Annotated in this window: 20 protein-coding genes; 13 read left to right on the top strand and 7 right to left on the bottom strand. The window is 66.3% G+C overall.

The genetic code is table 11. The features are described 5' to 3' along the window. Nucleotides 1-31: 31 nt before the first annotated feature. Nucleotides 32-769, bottom strand: coding sequence for a 16S rRNA (uracil(1498)-N(3))-methyltransferase (locus N7573_RS15350; protein WP_279912768.1), 738 nt, complete (start codon nt 767-769; stop codon nt 32-34). Further along, nucleotides 760-2,151, bottom strand: a complete 1,392-nt coding sequence (bioA, locus tag N7573_RS15345) for an adenosylmethionine--8-amino-7-oxononanoate transaminase (protein ID WP_240792081.1) — start codon at nt 2,149-2,151, stop codon at nt 760-762. Before bioA ends, N7573_RS15350 begins: the two co-directional genes overlap by 10 nt. A 77-nt stretch (nt 2,152-2,228) precedes the next feature. On the opposite strand from bioA, the gene nudE reads away from it, so the two are divergent. The 9 genes from nudE (at nt 2,229) to gcvH (ending at nt 8,616) form a co-directional block, all read left to right on the top strand. After that, the gene (gene nudE / locus N7573_RS15340) at nt 2,229-2,792 is read left to right on the top strand and encodes an ADP compounds hydrolase NudE (protein ID WP_010482713.1); all 564 of its coding nucleotides are present in this window, start codon (nt 2,229-2,231) and stop codon (nt 2,790-2,792) included. Next, nucleotides 2,789-3,592, top strand: coding sequence for a 3'(2'),5'-bisphosphate nucleotidase CysQ (cysQ, locus tag N7573_RS15335; RefSeq protein ID WP_049400405.1), 804 nt, complete (start codon nt 2,789-2,791; stop codon nt 3,590-3,592). The genes nudE and cysQ overlap by 4 nt, the downstream gene beginning before the upstream one ends. 13 nt (nt 3,593-3,605) lie before the next feature. Beyond that, on the top strand, nt 3,606-4,445 hold the full coding sequence (mazG, locus tag N7573_RS15330; RefSeq protein ID WP_279912767.1) for a nucleoside triphosphate pyrophosphohydrolase: 840 nt from the start codon (nt 3,606-3,608) through the stop codon (nt 4,443-4,445). Beyond that, nucleotides 4,442-4,771, top strand: coding sequence for a YnfA family protein (locus N7573_RS15325; RefSeq protein WP_032130110.1), 330 nt, complete (start codon nt 4,442-4,444; stop codon nt 4,769-4,771). Before mazG ends, N7573_RS15325 begins: the two co-directional genes overlap by 4 nt. Before the next feature lie 317 nt (nt 4,772-5,088). Continuing rightward, on the top strand, nt 5,089-5,391 hold the full coding sequence (locus tag N7573_RS15320) for a DUF962 domain-containing protein (RefSeq protein WP_279912766.1): 303 nt from the start codon (nt 5,089-5,091) through the stop codon (nt 5,389-5,391). Nucleotides 5,392-5,457: 66 nt separating this feature from the next. Continuing rightward, nucleotides 5,458-6,417, top strand: a complete 960-nt coding sequence (locus N7573_RS15315; RefSeq protein ID WP_005410704.1) for an SPFH domain-containing protein — start codon at nt 5,458-5,460, stop codon at nt 6,415-6,417. A gap of 1 nt (nt 6,418) precedes the next feature. Continuing rightward, entirely contained in the window at nt 6,419-6,859 is a 441-nt protein-coding gene (locus N7573_RS15310; RefSeq protein ID WP_049463546.1) for an NfeD family protein, read from the top strand. 155 nt (nt 6,860-7,014) lie between these two features. After that, nucleotides 7,015-8,127 (top strand): glycine cleavage system aminomethyltransferase GcvT, encoded by a 1,113-nt coding sequence (gene gcvT / locus N7573_RS15305; RefSeq protein WP_279912764.1) that lies wholly within the window; start codon nt 7,015-7,017, stop codon nt 8,125-8,127. Between the two features lie 93 nt (nt 8,128-8,220). Continuing rightward, nucleotides 8,221-8,616, top strand: coding sequence for a glycine cleavage system protein GcvH (gcvH, locus tag N7573_RS15300; protein WP_005410701.1), 396 nt, complete (start codon nt 8,221-8,223; stop codon nt 8,614-8,616). 292 nt (nt 8,617-8,908) lie between these two features. On the opposite strand, the gene N7573_RS15295 is transcribed toward gcvH, so the two are convergent. Further along, entirely contained in the window at nt 8,909-9,208 is a 300-nt protein-coding gene (locus tag N7573_RS15295; RefSeq protein WP_125895567.1) for a hypothetical protein, read from the bottom strand. Between the two features lie 183 nt (nt 9,209-9,391). Here N7573_RS15295 and N7573_RS15290 point away from each other — a divergent pair, with 183 nt between their 5' ends. Beyond that, nucleotides 9,392-9,910 (top strand): hypothetical protein, encoded by a 519-nt coding sequence (locus N7573_RS15290; RefSeq protein WP_032130057.1) that lies wholly within the window; start codon nt 9,392-9,394, stop codon nt 9,908-9,910. Between the two features lie 119 nt (nt 9,911-10,029). Here the strand turns inward: N7573_RS15290 and N7573_RS15285 are convergent, their stop codons facing one another. Beyond that, nucleotides 10,030-10,923 (bottom strand): LysR family transcriptional regulator, encoded by an 894-nt coding sequence (locus tag N7573_RS15285; RefSeq protein ID WP_049422154.1) that lies wholly within the window; start codon nt 10,921-10,923, stop codon nt 10,030-10,032. A gap of 114 nt (nt 10,924-11,037) precedes the next feature. Here N7573_RS15285 and N7573_RS15280 point away from each other — a divergent pair, with 114 nt between their 5' ends. Continuing rightward, complete coding sequence (locus tag N7573_RS15280; RefSeq protein WP_049400632.1) at nt 11,038-11,796, top strand: SDR family oxidoreductase; 759 nt, start codon at nt 11,038-11,040, stop codon at nt 11,794-11,796. A 107-nt stretch (nt 11,797-11,903) separates the two neighbouring features. Here N7573_RS15280 and N7573_RS15275 read toward each other — a convergent pair whose 3' ends face one another. After that, a complete protein-coding gene (locus N7573_RS15275) occupies nt 11,904-13,301 on the bottom strand; it encodes a serine hydrolase domain-containing protein (RefSeq protein ID WP_032130059.1) in 1,398 nt (465 codons plus the stop codon). Nucleotides 13,302-13,587: 286 nt separating this feature from the next. On the opposite strand from N7573_RS15275, the gene N7573_RS15270 reads away from it, so the two are divergent. Further along, nucleotides 13,588-14,916 (top strand): MFS transporter, encoded by a 1,329-nt coding sequence (locus N7573_RS15270; RefSeq protein ID WP_006464416.1) that lies wholly within the window; start codon nt 13,588-13,590, stop codon nt 14,914-14,916. 78 nt (nt 14,917-14,994) lie between these two features. Next, entirely contained in the window at nt 14,995-15,342 is a 348-nt protein-coding gene (locus N7573_RS15265; RefSeq protein ID WP_049463540.1) for a DUF1304 domain-containing protein, read from the top strand. A gap of 29 nt (nt 15,343-15,371) precedes the next feature. Here N7573_RS15265 and N7573_RS15260 read toward each other — a convergent pair whose 3' ends face one another. Beyond that, nucleotides 15,372-15,755 carry a hypothetical protein gene (locus N7573_RS15260; RefSeq protein ID WP_256200917.1) on the bottom strand — a complete coding sequence of 128 codons (384 nt, stop codon included), beginning with the start codon at nt 15,753-15,755 and terminating at the stop codon, nt 15,372-15,374. A 27-nt stretch (nt 15,756-15,782) separates the two neighbouring features. Continuing rightward, complete coding sequence (locus N7573_RS15255; protein WP_279912763.1) at nt 15,783-16,262, bottom strand: hotdog fold domain-containing protein; 480 nt, start codon at nt 16,260-16,262, stop codon at nt 15,783-15,785. Between the last annotated feature and the right edge of the window lie 19 nt (nt 16,263-16,281).

Raw genomic sequence — 16,281 nt, 5'->3', positions numbered from 1 at the left:
GGCCAGCGGCCGGCACTACCACCAATCAACCTTACCCCAGGTCGCCCAACCGCGCCTGCAATGCCGCGATCGCGGCCAGCCCGGCGGTCTCCGTGCGCAGGATGCGCGGCCCCAGCTGCAGGCCCTGGAATCCTGCCGCTGCCAGCTGATCCCGGTCGCGCGGCGACCAGCCGCCTTCCGGGCCGATCGCGATCACGATGCCGCCCGTCGGCGCCGCGTCGAGCGTCGACAGGCGATGGGCACCGTGCGGGTCCAGCGTCAGCCGCAGCGTATCGGCCGGCAGCGTCGCCGCCGCCTGCGCCAGCGACAGCGGGGATCCCACCTGCGGAATGCGCGCGCGCCCGGACTGGCCGCAGGCCGAGGTCACCACGTTGTTCCAGTGCGCTACGCGCTTCTCCGCGCGCGCGGCATCCAGCTTCACTTCGGTGCGCTCGGCATTCACCGGAACGATGGCGCTCACGCCCAGCTCGGTGGCCTTCTGCAGGATCAGGTCCATCTTCTCGCCTCGGGCAATGCCCTGCAGCAGAGTGATCGCCAGCGGCGATTCGTTGTCCACCGCCTGCACCGCATCGATGCGCACCTGCACCTCGCGCTTGCCGGCGGCAGTCAGCGTGGCGCTGTAGTCATGGCCGTCGCCGTTGAACAGCACGCAGGTGTCTCCCTCGCGCAGGCGCATCACCCGCACCAGATGGTTGGCGGTCTCTTCCGGCAGGGTCACGGTCTGGCCGCTGTGCAGCGCCAGGTCGATGGGGCAGCGGGTCACGCGCATGCAATCGCCTCGTCAATCGCCGCCAGCGTGGTATGTGCCAGCAGCTCCAGTTGTTCGTCATCCACGCAGTAGGGTGGCATCCAGTACAGCACGTCGCCCAGCGGACGCAGTACCACACCGCGCTTCAGCGCGGCCTTGTAGGCGTGCAGGCCCAGCCGCATGGCCGGGTCGAACGGTGTGCGCTTGTTGCCATCGCGCGACAGCTCGAACGCCACCACCATGCCGGCCTGGCGCACGTCGGCCACGTGCGGATGGTCGCTGAACGGTGCGGCCAGCGTGCCCATCACCGAGGCGATGCCGCGGTTGCGCGCGATCACATCGTCGTCGCGGAAGATGTCCAGCGTCGCCAGCGCGGCCGCGCAGGCCAGCGGGTTGCCGGTGTAGCTGTGCGAATGCAGGAAGGCGCGCTCGCGCGAGTCGTCGAGGAACGCGTCGTACAGGGCCTGTGTGGCCAGTACCGCGGCAAGCGGCAGGAAGCCGCCGGTCAGGCCTTTCGAGAGGCACATCAGGTCCGGCATCACCCCGGCCTGCTCGCAGGCGAACAGGGTGCCGGTGCGGCCGAAACCGGTGGCGATCTCGTCGGCGATCATGAATGCACCGTGCGCATCACACAGTTCGCGCACGCGCTGCAGGTACACCGGGTCGTGCATGCGCATGCCGCCCGCGCACTGCAGGCGTGGCTCCAGGATCACCGCACAGATCTCGCCCGGATGCTGGTCGAACAGTGTGGCCAGGCCATCGGCGGCCTGGCGCGCGCGATCGGCGGCGCTCTGGCCGGGCTCGGCCAGGTAAGCGTCGGGCGAGGGCGCGAACAGCCCTTCGGCCAGCAGCGGCGCATAGACGCGGCGATACAGCGGGATGTCACCCAGCGCCAGCGCGCCCAGGGTCTCGCCGTGGTAGCCGTTCTCCAGTGCGATGAAGCGCGTGCGCCGCGGCTCGCCACGGTTCTGGAAGTACTGGAATGCCATCTTCAGCGCCACTTCCACGCCAGCTGAACCGTTGTCGGCGTAGAACACCTTGGCCAGCGGCTCGCGGCCGGGCTGCCGCGGCGCCAGCGCCAGCAGGCGTTCGGCCAGGGTGATCGCGGGCTCGTGGCCGAAGCCGGCCAGCATCACCTGTTCCAGCTGCCCGGCCTGGGCGGCAATGGCACCGCCGATGCGCGGCTCGGCATGGCCGAACAGGTTGGTCCACCAGCTGCTGACCGCGTCCAGGTAGCGGTTGCCGTCGTGGTCGAACAACCAGGCGCCCTGGCCGCGTGCGATCGGGACCAGTGGCAGGGTGTGCGGATGCTCGCGCATCTGCGTGCACGGGTGCCACAGCACCTTGAGGTCGCGTTGCCGCCAGTGCTCGACCAGCGGGGAGGGGGTTGGGTCTGCTAGCATTTCGGGCTCATGAACATGTTGCTGCCTGCACATTCTATCGGCCCCGGCGCAGGCGCCGGCCGCCGCGGAGATTCCGCATGAACGATGACCGTGCCGGCCGTCGCTTGCCGATCATCCATCGGATCACCGATGAGGAGAACGGTCCATTCCAGCGCCAGCACCTGGACCTGGAGTTCTCCAACGGCGAACGCCGCCGCTTCGAGCGGCTGGTCAGCCGGGGGCATGGCGCGGTGGTGGTGGTGCCGATGCTCGACGACGAAACCGTGCTGCTGGTACGTGAATACGCCGCCGGCATGCACCGCTACGAACTGGGCCTGGTCAAGGGCCGGATCGATGCCGGCGAGACCCCCGAGCAGGCCGCCGACCGCGAACTGAAGGAAGAGGCCGGTTACGGCGCGCGCCGGGTGGATGTGCTGCGCGCGATGACCCTGGCCCCGACCTACATGAGCCACCAGTCGTGGCTGGTGGTGGCGCGCGACCTGTACCCGGAAAAGCTGGCCGGCGACGAGCCGGAAGAGCTGGAAGTCGTCCCGTGGAAGCTGGCCGAGCTGGACCAGCTGATGCTGCGCGAGGACTTCTCCGAGGGACGCTCGCTGGCGGCGCTGTTCATTGCCCGCCAGTGGCTGCAGGGATTGCGATGATCAAACTGACCACGGACCTGCGCGAGACCGCCATCGCCATTGCCCAGGAAGCCGGACAGGCCATCATGCAGGTCTATGCCGATGGCTTCGACGTGCAGCTCAAGGACGACAACAGCCCGGTCACCGCCGCCGACCTGGCCGCCAACCAGGTCATCGAGCAGGGCCTGCAGCAGCTGACCCCGGATCTGCCGATCCTGTCCGAGGAATCGGCGCAGGTCCCCTGGGAACAGCGCCGCCACTGGGGCGCCTACTGGCTGGTCGATCCGCTCGATGGCACCCGTGAGTTCGTCAAGCGCAACGGCGAGTTCAGCGTCAACATCGCGCTGATCTACCAGGGCGCACCGGCCTTCGGCGTGGTGCTGGCCCCGGTGACGGGCATCGTCTGGCATGCCATGCGCGGCGAGCTGGCCTATCGGCGGCAGGGCCTGCACGACACCGTGCTGCGCACCCGCACGCCGGCCACCGCACCGCTGCGGGTTGCCGCCAGCCGCTCGCACCGCTCACCGGAAACCGAGGCGCTGCTGGCGCGCATGGGCCGCATCGAGACCATCGCGCAGGGCTCGTCGCTGAAATTCTGCCGGATCGCCGAAGGTGGCCTGGATGTCTATCCTCGTCTGGGCCCGACCTCCGAATGGGATACCGCCGCCGGCCAGTGCGTACTGCACGCCGCCGGCGGTGCGGTACTGTCGGCAGCGACCGGCAAGCCGTTCCGCTACAACCGCCGCGAGACCCTGTTGAACGGTGATTTCATTGCCCTTGGTGACACCAGCCTGCCCTGGCGCGACTGGTTGTCCGATTGACCCTGGAGACCGCATGAGCGCGCACGACACCCCCACCACCGGCAGTGCCGCCAGCAACGAATTGGAACGCCTGCTGTCGATCATGGCGCGCCTGCGTGATCCGCAGGGTGGCTGCCCCTGGGACCTGGAGCAGAACTTTGCGACCATCGCCCCGTACACCATCGAGGAAGCCTACGAGGTGGCCGATGCCATCGATCGGGGCGACCTCGATGATCTCTGCGATGAGCTCGGCGACCTGCTGCTGCAGGTGGTGTTCCATGCGCGCATGGCCGAGGAGCAGGGCGCCTTCGCCTTCGCCGAGGTCGCGCGCGCGATCAGCGACAAGATGCAGCGCCGCCACCCGCACGTGTTCGCCGATGTCAGCGTCGATGACGCCGACGGGGTGACGCGTAACTGGGATGCGATCAAGCGCGCCGAGCGAGTCGCCAAAGGAGAGCAGGACACTTCCGCGCTGGCCGGCATCTCGCGTGGCCTGCCGGAATGGCAGCGGGCAGTGAAGCTGCAGTCGCGCGCGGCCAAGGTCGGTTTCGACTGGCCGGGCCCGCTGCCGGTGCTGGACAAGGCGGCGGAGGAACTGCAGGAGCTGCGCGAGGAGTTCGAGCGCGGCGACATTGCCGGCAACAAGGCGCGCCTGCAGGAAGAGCTGGGCGACCTGCTGTTCGTCTGCGCCAACCTGGCGCGCCACGCCGATATCGATCTGGGTGCGGCGCTGCGCGGGGCCAACCACAAGTTCGAACGGCGCTTCCGTGCGATGGAAGCGCAGGCTGACGCCCATGGTGGAGCGCTGGCGTCGATGGACCTGGATGCGCAGGAAGCACTGTGGCAGCACGCCAAGGCGGCGGAGAAGGCGTGAAGACGCTCGCGCTGTTCCTGCTGACCGCGCTGGCCGAAATTGTCGGCTGCTACCTGCCGTGGTTGTGGCTGCGCAAGGGCGGCAGCGTGTGGCTGCTGCTGCCGGCTGCCGCCAGCCTGGCCCTGTTCGCCTGGCTGCTGACCCTGCACCCGACCGCCAGTGGCCGGGTCTATGCGGCCTACGGTGGTGTCTACATCGGCACCGCGCTGTTCTGGCTGTGGCTGGTCGATGGCATCCGCCCCAGCCGCTGGGACCTGTTCGGCGCAGCCCTGTGCCTGGCCGGCATGGCGGTGATCATGTTCGGGCCGCGCACGCCCCCGGTGTAGCGTCGAGCCATGTTCGGCCGCTTCGGCTTTTGTAGCGTCGAGTCATGCTCGACGGCTTCCGCTCTTATGTAGCGTCGAGCCATGCTCGGCCGCGTCGGCTTTTGTAGCGTCGAGCCATGCTCGACGGCTTCCGCTCTTATGTAGAGTCGAGCCATGCTCGACTGCAACTGGGAGGGCCAGTCGAGCATGGCTCGACGCTACAAAGGCAGCGCCACCGGATCATGCACTGCCTTGTCAGAATCGGCCACGCTGTCCAGGCCGCTTTCCCTCCCGGGAAGGCGCATGATGGCGGTGACCACGGCCCCCGGAACACGCACATGTCCCGCTTCGCCAGCTTCCGCGAGTTCTATCCGTTCTATCTCAGCGAGCACCGCCACCCGGTATCGCGCCGGCTGCACTTCGTCGGCAGCTGCGGCGTGCTGCTGCTGGTCGTTGCAGCGATCCTGCGCGGGCAGCCGGTGCTGTTGCTGGCCGCCCTTTTCTGCGGTTACAGCTTCGCCTGGGGCGGCCATTTCTTCTTCGAGAAGAACCGCCCGGCCACCTTCCAGCACCCGCTGTACTCGTTCATGGGCGACTGGGTGATGTTCGCCGACATCCTGCGCGGGCGCGTGCCCTGGTAGCTCCGCTGTGAATGTGGCCTTCACGCGCTATGCTGGGGCCTGGACGTCATAGATAAGGAAAGCAAGATGTTCCCGACCATGTTCTTTACCGTGGTACTGGCCTTCGTGGCCGTGGTGATCCTGTTCAAGGCAGTACGGATGGTGCCCCAGGGCTACGAGTGGACCGTCGAGCGCTTCGGGCGCTACACGCACACCATGACCCCCGGCCTGCATTTCCTGATCCCGATCGTGTACGGGGTGGGGCGCAAGGTGAACATGATGGAGCAGGTGCTGGACGTGCCCAGCCAGGAAGTGATCACCAAGGACAACGCCGCCGTGCGCGTGGACGGCGTGGTGTTCTTCCAGGTACTGGATGCCGCCAAGGCCGCCTATGAGGTGGCCAACCTGGAAGTGGCGATGATCGCCCTGGTGCAGACCAACATCCGTACCGTGATCGGTTCGATGGATCTGGATGAATCGCTCAGCCAGCGCGAGGTGATCAATGCCCAGCTGCTGAGCGTGGTCGACCATGCCACCAATCCCTGGGGAGTGAAGGTCAACCGCATCGAGATCCGCGACATCCAGCCGCCGCGCGATCTGCTGGATGCGATGGCGCGGCAGATGAAGGCCGAGCGCGAGAAGCGCGCGCAGATCCTCGAGGCAGAGGGTTCACGGCAGTCGGAGATCCTGCGCGCCGATGGCGAGAAGCAGGCCACCGTGCTGGAAGCCGAAGGCCGTCGCGAAGCCGCGTTCCGCGATGCCGAGGCGCGCGAGCGCCTGGCCGAGGCCGAAGCGATGGCGACCAAGGTGGTGTCGGCCGCGATTGCCGAGGGTGACGTGCAGGCGATCAACTACTTCGTCGCGCAGAAGTACGTGGAAGCGTTCAAGGAGCTGGCCAGTTCGCCGAACCAGAAGCTGGTGCTGATGCCGATGGAGGCCAGTGGCGTGATCGGTTCGATCGCGGGCGTGGCCGAACTGGCGAAGCAGGCGCTGGCCAGCCAGGACAACAAGGCCGCCGGCAAGCGGCCGCCGCCGCTCGGAGGCTGACATGCGCTGGGAAGTCGTCGGTTGGGGCGCGCTGGCGCTGCTGCTGTTCGCGGCCGAAGCGCTGGCGCCGGGTGCGTTCATGTTGTGGATCGGCATTGGCGCGGCGGCAGTCTTCGTACTGGTTGCGGTGTTCAGCGACATTCCACTGTTGTGGCAGGTGATCGCCTTCGTCCTGCTGAGTGTGGTCTCGATCCAGTGCTACCGGCGCTGGGGGAGGCCGCGGGCACGGCCCAGCGATGCGCCGTTGCTCAACCGCCGTGCCGAGCAGCTGGTCGGCCGGGAGGTGGTACTGCAGCAGGCCATCGTTGGTGGCCAGGGACGGGTCAGCATTGACGATGCGTCCTGGCAGGTGAGTGGACCGGAGTTGCCTGCAGGTACGTGGGTGCGGGTGCGCAGCGTGCAGGGCACGGTGCTGGTGGTCGAGGCCATGGCCCAGGGCTGAGGCTGCGGTGGTTTGGCCGCGTCCGCGGGTCGTCAAGGCCAGCGGGCGCGGTCGCATGAGGTTTGCTTGCAGATAGCCGCTGCGCTGCGGCACGCCTGCGGGCGACCGATCTGGGATAATGGGGATTCTTGTTTCCTCTGCTGCCGGACCCGGTCATGACCCAGAAGACGCTGCTCAACGATACCCACCGCGCCCTCGGCGCCAAGATGGTCGATTTCGGGGGTTGGGACATGCCCATCCACTACGGCTCGCAGCTCGACGAGCACCACCTGGTTCGTCGCGAGTCGGGTGTGTTCGACGTCAGCCACATGACCGTGGTCGACCTGCGCGGTGACCAGGTCAAGCCGTTCCTGCGCCGCCTGCTGGCCAACTCGGTCGACAAGCTGAAGGTGACCGGCAAGGCGCTGTACTCGTGCATGCTGAATCCGCGCGGCGGCGTCATCGACGACCTGATCGTCTACTACCTGGGCGACGATTTCTTCCGCATGGTGGTCAATGCCTCCACCCGCGAGAAAGACCTGGCCTGGCTGCGCGAGCAGGCTGCACCGTTCGGCGTCACCGTCGAGCAGCGCCCGGACCTGGCCATCCTCGCCGTGCAGGGCCCGCAGGCGCGCGACATCGTCATCGGCCTGGCCCGTGATGCGGACCGTCAGGCGCTGGCCAAGCTGGGCCGTTTCGCCGCCCTGCAGGTGCAGTCCGATGACGGCGTCGAACTGTTTGTCGCCCGTACCGGTTACACCGGCGAAGACGGCTTCGAAATCCTGCTGCCGCAGGACGCCGTGGTCGCGTTCTGGAACCGCCTGCTGGCGGCGGGCGTGAAGCCGGCCGGCCTCGGCGCACGCGACACGCTGCGCCTGGAAGCCGGCATGAACCTGTACGGCCAGGACATGGACGAAGAGATCAGCCCGTACGAAGCGGCGCTGGCCTGGACCGTGTCGCTGGACGAAGGTCGCGACTTCATCGGCCGCGACGTGCTGGAAGCGCAGAAGGCTGCCGGCACCGCCCGCCAGATGATCGGCCTGGTGATGGACGAGAAGGGCGTGCTGCGCCATGGTCAGGCGGTGACCACCGCCGGCGGCCAGGGCGAGATCCTGTCCGGCACCTTCTCGCCGACCCTGGCCAAGGGCATCGCCTTCGCCCGTGTACCGGCCGGTGAACTCGGTGAGGTCACCGTCGACATCCGTGGCCGGCAGGTGCCGGTGCGCGTGGTCAAGTTCCCGTTCGTGCGCGAAGGCCAGGCCCAGCCCGGCGTGCTCGCCGACGCCTGATCCGAAACTGCCGATCGTCACTGACAGCAGTGGCGGCCGGTTGGTTACACTAGCCCCGTTTTTTCCACCCCTGCATATCTCTGGAGCAGTCCCATGAGCGAGATCCCCGGCGACCTCAAGTTCCTCAAGTCCCATGAGTGGGCCCGTGTCGAAGGCAATGGCCGTGTCACCGTCGGTATTTCCGACCACGCCCAGGGCCTGCTGGGTGACCTGGTCTACGTCGAACTGCCGGAAGTCGGCGCCGACGCAAAGGCTGGCGAGCAGATCGCCGTTGTCGAGTCGGTGAAGGCCGCCTCGGACGTCTACAGCCCGATCAGCGGCAAGGTCGTCGAGGTCAACTCGGCGCTGTCCGACAAGCCGGAAACCATCAATGAAGATGCCTACGGCGAAGGCTGGATGTTCGTGGTCGAACTGACCAACGCTGAAGAGGTCAACGAACTGCTGGATCCGGACGCATATGCCGAAGCCCTGGAAAACGACGACCACTGAGTCGTCACTTCCGGGTTCTGGAACGGCCACCTTCGGGTGGCCGTTTTTGTTTTGGCGAGTGCGTCGGACTCATGACGGCGGGTTCGCTCTGCACCCTCGGCGTGGCATCAGCCGACAGACGAACGGTGCCGATCAGCGTGCGCAGTTTTGCGCAAATCCGCGTTTCCGCCCCGCGCCCAAGCGATCGAATGTGAAAACTTTTCGCCCCCCGTTGCGGCCCCGTTGTGCTGGCGTTGGCGACGGTGCCGGTGACCATCGGCGATGCACGTGTGCTGTTGTCCGGAACATGTGCCTATCTGCGCAGAGTGCTTATTTCAAGTGTTTTTTGTTCAGAGAGCGCATCGACTTCGTCGTATGCGGCGCGCGTGCGCGCCGCTTCAATGGTCGTTGCAGGGCGCGCACGGCGGTGGCGAGGGCGGCGTCCGGGATGGCGCGGATGTGAAAATTTTTCGCGGGGGTTGTTGACAGTAAAAAAAACCGTGATTAGGTTTCGCCTCAGCAGACCTTGCCTGCCCAACCGAGTGCGCAGAATCAATCGTCCGATGCGAAGCAGCCCCTTCAAGACCACCGCGACCCTGATGACGGTGGACATGGCCCCGCTTCCCCCGGAGAAATGCAAGGCAACTCCCGTTCCGATGTCCGCTCCGCCGATCGAGGCGGGCATTGCCGCATCCGTAACGGCGCGCCTGACGCGCCGGCGGTCCCCGCACGCAGCATCCGCGGGTTTGATCCACCTGGGCGTTTCAACTCCCTATCACTGACGAGGAGCCATCCCATGGCAACCAAGAAAGCTGCGAAGAAGAAGCCCGCCGCCAAGAAAGCGGTGAAGAAGGTCGCGAAGAAGGCCGCTGCCAAGAAGGCAGTGAAGAAGGTCGCGAAGAAGGCGACCGCCAAGAAGGCAGTGAAGAAGGCTGCGAAGAAGGTCGCCAAGAAGACCACTGCGAAGAAGGCAGTGAAGAAGGCGGCGAAGAAGGTAGCCAAGAAGTCCACTGCCAAGAAGGCAGTCAAGAAGACCGCGAAGAAGGCCGTCAAGAAGGTAGCCAAGAAGGCCACCAAGAAGACTGCCAAGAAGGCAACGGCCCGCAAGCCGGCCAAGAAGGTCGCGAAGAAGGCCACTGCCAAGAAGGCCGTCAAGAAGACCGCCAAGAAGGCAGTAAAGAAGACCGCGAAGAAGGCGACCAAGAAGGCTGCCCCGAAGAAGGCAGCGAAGAAGGTTGCCAAGCGCAAGCCGGCCGCCCGCAAGAAGAAGGCTGCTCCGGTCGCTCTGCCGGCAACCCCGGCGCCGCTGATCTAAGTACTTCCCGATAGCCGCATCCTGAAACCCCCTTCCCTGACTGCCCAGCGGGGAGGGGGTTTTTTTATGGGCCGTTTGCAGGGTCGAGCCGTGCTCGACTGCTTTTCCGACGGTCGACGCTAGCGGTGCGGCGCCGGTGGAAAGCGCTCCACCAGGAAGTCCAGGAAGCTGCGCAGGCGGGTCGAGTGGTAGCGATCGTGGGCGTAGACCACGTGCATCGGCCGACCGGTCTGGCCGAACTCAGGGAACAGCTGCACCAGGCGTCCGGTGTCGATGTCGGCAGCCAGCAGCAGTGCCGACTGCAGCACGATGCCCAGCCCGTGCAGCGCTGCCGTGCGCAGCGCTTCGCCGTTGTTGATCTGCAGCCGGCCGCCGGGCACACGCTCGAGTTCGCCAGCATCGGCCTGCAGCCACTGTGCGAGTGCGCTCGGTTCGAAGGACAGGCACTGATGCAGGGCGAGGTCCTGCAGGCTGCGAGGCGTGCCATGCCTGGCCAGGTACGCCGGCGATGCGCACATCATCAAGCGATACGGTGCCAGCGCACGCGCCACCAGCATGCTGCTGTCGGCCAGCGTGCCGATGCGCAGCGCCGCTTCGAAACCCTCCTCGGCGAGGTCGACCACGCGGTCGCTCAGCGTGACTTCGACCCGGACATCCGGATGGCGTGCCATGTATTCGGCCAGTGCCGGTACCAGTGCGTGCGTGCCGAAGATCACCGGCGCACTGATGCGCAACGTGCCCGCCGGTGCCAGCTGCTGGTGCTGCGCCTGTGCGTCCGTTTCTTCCACCAGCCGCAGGATCTCCCGGCAGCGCGTGTAGTAGTCCTCGCCGAAGGGCGTCATGTGCTGGCGCCGGGTGGTACGGCTCAACAGCTGCATCCCCAGCCGTGCTTCCAGCGCACGCAGGTGCTTGCCGGCCATCGTCGCCGAGATATCCATCGCCGCCGCCGCAGCGCTGAGGCTGCCCTTGTCCACGATCAGCACGTAGACCTGCATGCTCTCCAGCAGATTCATCTGACACCCCGGGTGTTGAATGCTGAAACCTGCGCGGAGTTTATCAATCAGGGGTGATCAAACAGCATGTACTGCACGGGCCGGATGTACCGGCTGGCGGATTGGGAGAACATCATGGATCTGGGGCTTGAAGGGCGTACCGCGCTGGTCACCGGGGCGGGCAGTGGCATCGGTGCCGGTGTGGCCAGGCTGCTGGCGGCACAGGGAGTACGCATTGCGATCAGCGCACGGCGTGCCGAGCCGCTGCATGCACTGGCGGCGGAGATCGAATCTGCAGGCGCGCCGGCACCGATCGTCCTGCTGGGCGACCTCACCGATGCGGAGCAGGTACGCCACATTGCGGATGCAGCCTCGGCGGCACTGACGCGTGTCGACATCCTCGTCAATGCGGCTGGAGGAGGCCGGCCGACCACGGTGGATGCGGGGGATGATGTCTGGGAGGAAGCCATGGCCTTGAACTTCTCTTCGGCACGACGCCTGACCCAGGCACTGCTGCCGGCGATGCAGGCGCAGGGCTGGGGGCGGGTGATCAACCTCAGCGGTTCAATGGAACCGCGCGCGGTGAATGCTGCCACGGCGGCGAAGGCGGCGTTGCATCTGTGGAGCAAAGGGCTGTCGTCGGCGCTGGCCTCACAGGGCATCACGGTCAATGCAATCGCGCCGGGACGCATCAACAGTGCTCAGATCCGGGACCGGCTGCATCCCACCGAGGAAAGCCGGCGTGAGTTCATCGAACGCAACATTCCGATCGGGCGTTTTGGCGATCCGGAGGAGGTGGCGCCGCTGGTGGCCTTTCTGGCCTCGCCCTTGGCCGGCTACATCACCGGCGCGGTGATTCCGGTGGATGGCGGCATGCACTACTTCGCGCATTAGCCTTCCGTTTGTAGAGTCGAGCACTGCTCGATTGCTTTGCTCTACAACTGCCACTAAAAAGGGCGACCCGCAGGCCGCCCTTCGCACACACGGTGAAGCCCGCCAACTCAGCGCGGCGAGGCCACCGCACGGTTGCTCGAAGCACCCTTGCCCTTGCGCTTGTCCTGCTGCGCCGGGCTCGCGCCCTCGGCCATCAGGTTGTCGCTGCCGAAGTCGGTGTCCACGTCCAGCCAGCGCTGCGTCGGCAGGCCGAGCGCGGAATCGAGCACCGTCGGCAGCAGGCCGCTGGGCAGGCCGCTTTCGCCGTTCCACATGATGGCGATGCCGAGATCGCGTTCCGGCACCAGCGCGACCAGGCCGCGATAGCCCTGCACGGCACCGGCATGGAACACCACATCGTGGCCGGCGTAGTCGAAGGTGCGCCAGCCCAGTGCGTAGCCGGCCGAATGCAGGCGCTCGCGGCGCCAGCCCGAACGCATTTCGCCCGGGGTGTTGATCAGGCTCGAATGCAGGGTGGCCAGCAGCGGTGCCGGCAGCACGTCCGGGCGATGGCCGGTGTGGGCCAGCAGCCACTGCGCCATGTCGCTGGCGCTGGCGTTGACGCCGGCGGCCGGGGCGACGCGGTAGTAGGTCGGCTTCGGTGTCAGCGACACCCAGCCATTGCGGCTGCGCACGTGCGGACGCGCCCAGCGCGAGCTGGCCTGGATGCCGGCCAGGCCGAGGCTGGCATCGTTCATGCCCAGCGGCTTGAAGATGCGGCGCTCGACCGACTGCTCGTAGAAGCTGCCCGAGGCGGCATAGACGACGTCGCCGATCAGGCTGAAGGCCACGTTCTGGTAGGCGTAGCAGTCGCCGGGCAGGCACTTCAGGCTGGTATTGGCCAGCTTCTGGGTGAGTGCGTAGTACTCGGCGTTGCCTTCGATGTCGCGGTCGTAGGCGTTGTACGGCAGGCCGACGCGGTGGCTGAGCACGTCGGCCACGGTCAGGCGATCGGTCGCTTCCGGAGAGTTCAGGCGGAAGCCCGGCACGTAGTCGGTGACCTTGCTGTCCCAGCGCAGCGTGCCATCGTTGACCAGCAGTCCGGCCATGGTGCCGGCGAAGGCCTTGGAAAGCGATGCCAGGCGGAACACGGTGTGGGCGTCGACCGGCAGCGGGTTGTTGACATCGGTAACGCCATAACCACGCGCGCTGAGTACGCGGCCACCCTGCACGATGGCCACGGCCATGCCGGGCACACGCTCGCCATAGGTGAGCTGCTGCGCCATCGATTCGATGTTGGCCACGTTGAAGCCGGCCGCCGGCAGCTGCACCTGCGGCACCAGGCCGGTGCGGTAAGCGGCGGGCTGGGTGTGGGCGACGGCGGTGGCGGCGGATTCGATGTTGGCCGGCATCGGCGGCAATGGTGGTGGGGTCTGCGCAGTGGTGGACAAGGCAACGGGCATCAACATGCCCAGCAAACCGGTGGCCGCCGAACGGATCGGACGACGCAGGCTGTTCTTTTTCATCGTGGAGACCCGTGCGCGACTGCTGATGGCGATTCTAGCGCCGCTTTTCCCTTGTGCACAAACAAAGCGAAGATGAATGCGCATCTCGTTGAAAAAGTTGGAATTTTGACGCCCCGAAAGCATGTGTCGGAACGTGTCGTCCGGGCGGGGCCGTGACACTGCGTTGCGGCCTTCTGCGTGGCTGCTGCTGGCGATGTTGCAGTGCATTGGCTAACGTACGCGCTTCACCGCCCCCGGAGCCTGCCATGCTGCTGTCCAACCGCCGTCTGCTGGCGAGGGACACCGCGTGAGCGCGGTGAAGGGCAAGGGGCCGTTGCGTGGGCTGACGGCGGCACTGCGTGAGTCGCCGGCGCTGTGGTGGTCGTTCCTGTACTTCTTCTGCCTGCTCAGTGGCTACTACGTGCTGCGCCCGGTGCGGGAGGCGATGGCCGCCTCGGCCGACCTGGAAACGGTGTTCCCGCCGATGCTGATCGCCTGGTTCGCCAGTCATGGCATCGCGCTGAAGGATTTCGTCCTGCAGTTCCTGTTCTCCTGCGTGTTCGTGATCATGCTGGTGCTGCAGCCGGTGTACGGCTGGCTGGTCAGCCGCTTCCCACGGCGGGTGTTCCTGCCGGCGGTGTATGGGTTCTTCATCGTCACCCTGCTGGGTTTCTACGTACTGTTCGACAGCGGTGTGCCGGGCCGCGGCATGGCGTTCTTTTTCTGGATCACCGTCTTCAACCTGTTCGCGGTGGCGGTGTTCTGGAGCTTCATGGCCGATGTGTTTTCCAACGCGCAGGCACGAGCCTTCTACGGTTACATCGGCGCGGCCGGCACCATCGGTGCCTTTCTCGGGCCGATCATCACCGGTGCCCTGGTGCAGCGTGTGGGCATCGCCAACCTGATGCTGGTCTCGGCCGGATTCCTCGCCATCTGCCTGTTGAGCATCTGGCGACTACGGCACTGGGCGGTGCTGCGTGAGCAGGAGCAGCAGCTGGTATCCGGCGAGCAGCCGATGGGGGGCAGCGTGCTGGACGGTCTGAAACTGATCGTGCGTGAGCCGTTGCTGCGCTGGCTGGCGATCATGGTGGTTTTCGGTGTGGGCGTGGGCACCCTGCTGTACAACCAGCAGGCCAGCATCGTGCGTGCGGCGTTCAACGATGCAGGCGCTGCCACGGCCTTCTTCTCGCGTATCGACCTGGCGGTGAACGCACTGGCGCTGCTGATGCAGCTCGGCCTGACCCGCTGGCTGCTGTCGCGCCACGGTATCGCGCCGGCCCTGTTGATCCCTGGTTTTGCGATCCTGATCGGCTTTTCGGTGCTTGCCGCTTCACCCATGCCGTTGATGGTCGCAGTGGTGCAGGTGATGACCCGCGCCAGCGAGTTCGCATTGGCCAAGCCGGCACGCGAAACCATCTATACCCGCGTGGACCGGCAGTGGCGCTACAAGGCCGGTGCGGCCATCGATACCGTGGTGTACCGCGGCGCGGACCTGAGCTTTGCGTGGGTGCACAAGGGCTTGTCGCTGTTTGGTTCACACGTGGTGTTCATCGGCGGCGTGGTGGTTGCCGCGTGCATGACCGCCGCCGCATTCGGTGTGCTGCGCGAAGAAAAGAAGCTGCCGCGCGACCGCTGAGCCGCGCGGGGTCGGCTCCCTCTCCCACGGAGAGGGCTCTGACCCCATCACCCCATTCATCTATCCAAGGAACCGCCCATGTACTGGATCGCACTCGCCCTGACCCTGCTGGTCGCCCTGCTGCACGTCTATTTCCTGGTGCTGGAGATGTTCCTGTGGACCCGCCCGCTGGGCCTGAAGACCTTCCGCAACACGCCAGAGAAGGCAGAGACCACGCGCGTGCTGGCGGCCAACCAGGGCCTGTACAACGGCTTCCTGGCGGCGGGCATCGTGGTGGGGCTGGTGATCGATCAGCCGGTGCTGGTGACGTTCTCGCTGGCCTGCGTGGTGGTGGCCGGGTGCTATGGCGCGTACAGCGTGAGCCGGCGCATTTTCATGATCCAGGCCGTACCGGCCATTCTGGCGCTGGTGTCGCGAGCGCTCTGACGTGGGCGCGTGCTGGCAGGCGCCGCCGATCAGCGGCTGATGGCGCGCATGAAGCCCAGCCACATTGGCACGGCATGCAGCGCCGCACCCAGCACGAACAGGCCCGTCAGCAGGTGTACGCGCCAGTCGTTGATGCGCAGGAAGACGAATTGTTCAAGCGCGCGGCCCACCCAGAACACCGCCATGAAACCCAGCAGGACCAACCCCAGACGAGTGCCGACCAGGTCCGGGGCAAAGATCAGCGCGATCAGCCCCATTCCCAGGAACACATAGATCACGCGCAGATTGAGGATCTGCATGATCGCGCGGTTGACCGTGCCGAGCTGGGCGAGTTCGCGTTTCCAGCCGAACAGCCGCCAGAACGCCAGATGGAAGGCGGCAAACCCCAGGCTGTGAATGCCTGCCAGGCGCACAAGCAGTTCAGCGGTCGTCATGGTTGATCAGCCTATACGCGGAGGGCGCGGCGATACCCACATCGCGATGGTCGCATGGAACACCTCGGTCCCTGCCGCATCGGTCACGCTGACCTTCACGGGCAGGTCGTAGCCGTCCGCAGCACTGACGATGGACAACATGGGCGTCGCCACGGCCTTCAACGTGCCCAAGGCCTTGGCCTGGTATTTCACTTCCATGCCCTTGGGGATCCAGCGCATGTCTGGCGGCAGGCTGGCGTCCACCATCACCCCGCCGACCAGCTCGGCCAGGTTGCACATCGCGATCGCATGTACCGTGCCGATGTGGTTGTTGATGCGGCGGTGCTGGCGGATCACGCCTTCGCAGCGGCCTGGCTCCAGTGCGGTGATGGTGGGCGCGATGCTGGCGAAGTAGGGCGCCTTGAAGCACACCGCGCGTGAGAACAGCCAGTTGCCGGCAGGCCAGCGCTGCAGGCGGTGGTAAAGCGAGAGCAGGGGCGTGGACATGGTTGATGTTCCGGTCGGC

Origin of the sequence: Stenotrophomonas sp. GD04054, assembly GCF_029836955.1 — a bacterium.
GTDB lineage: Bacteria > Pseudomonadota > Gammaproteobacteria > Xanthomonadales > Xanthomonadaceae > Stenotrophomonas > Stenotrophomonas maltophilia_A.
Note: the sequence above shows the minus strand (reverse complement) of the source record. Positions and strands in the feature narration are given on the sequence as shown.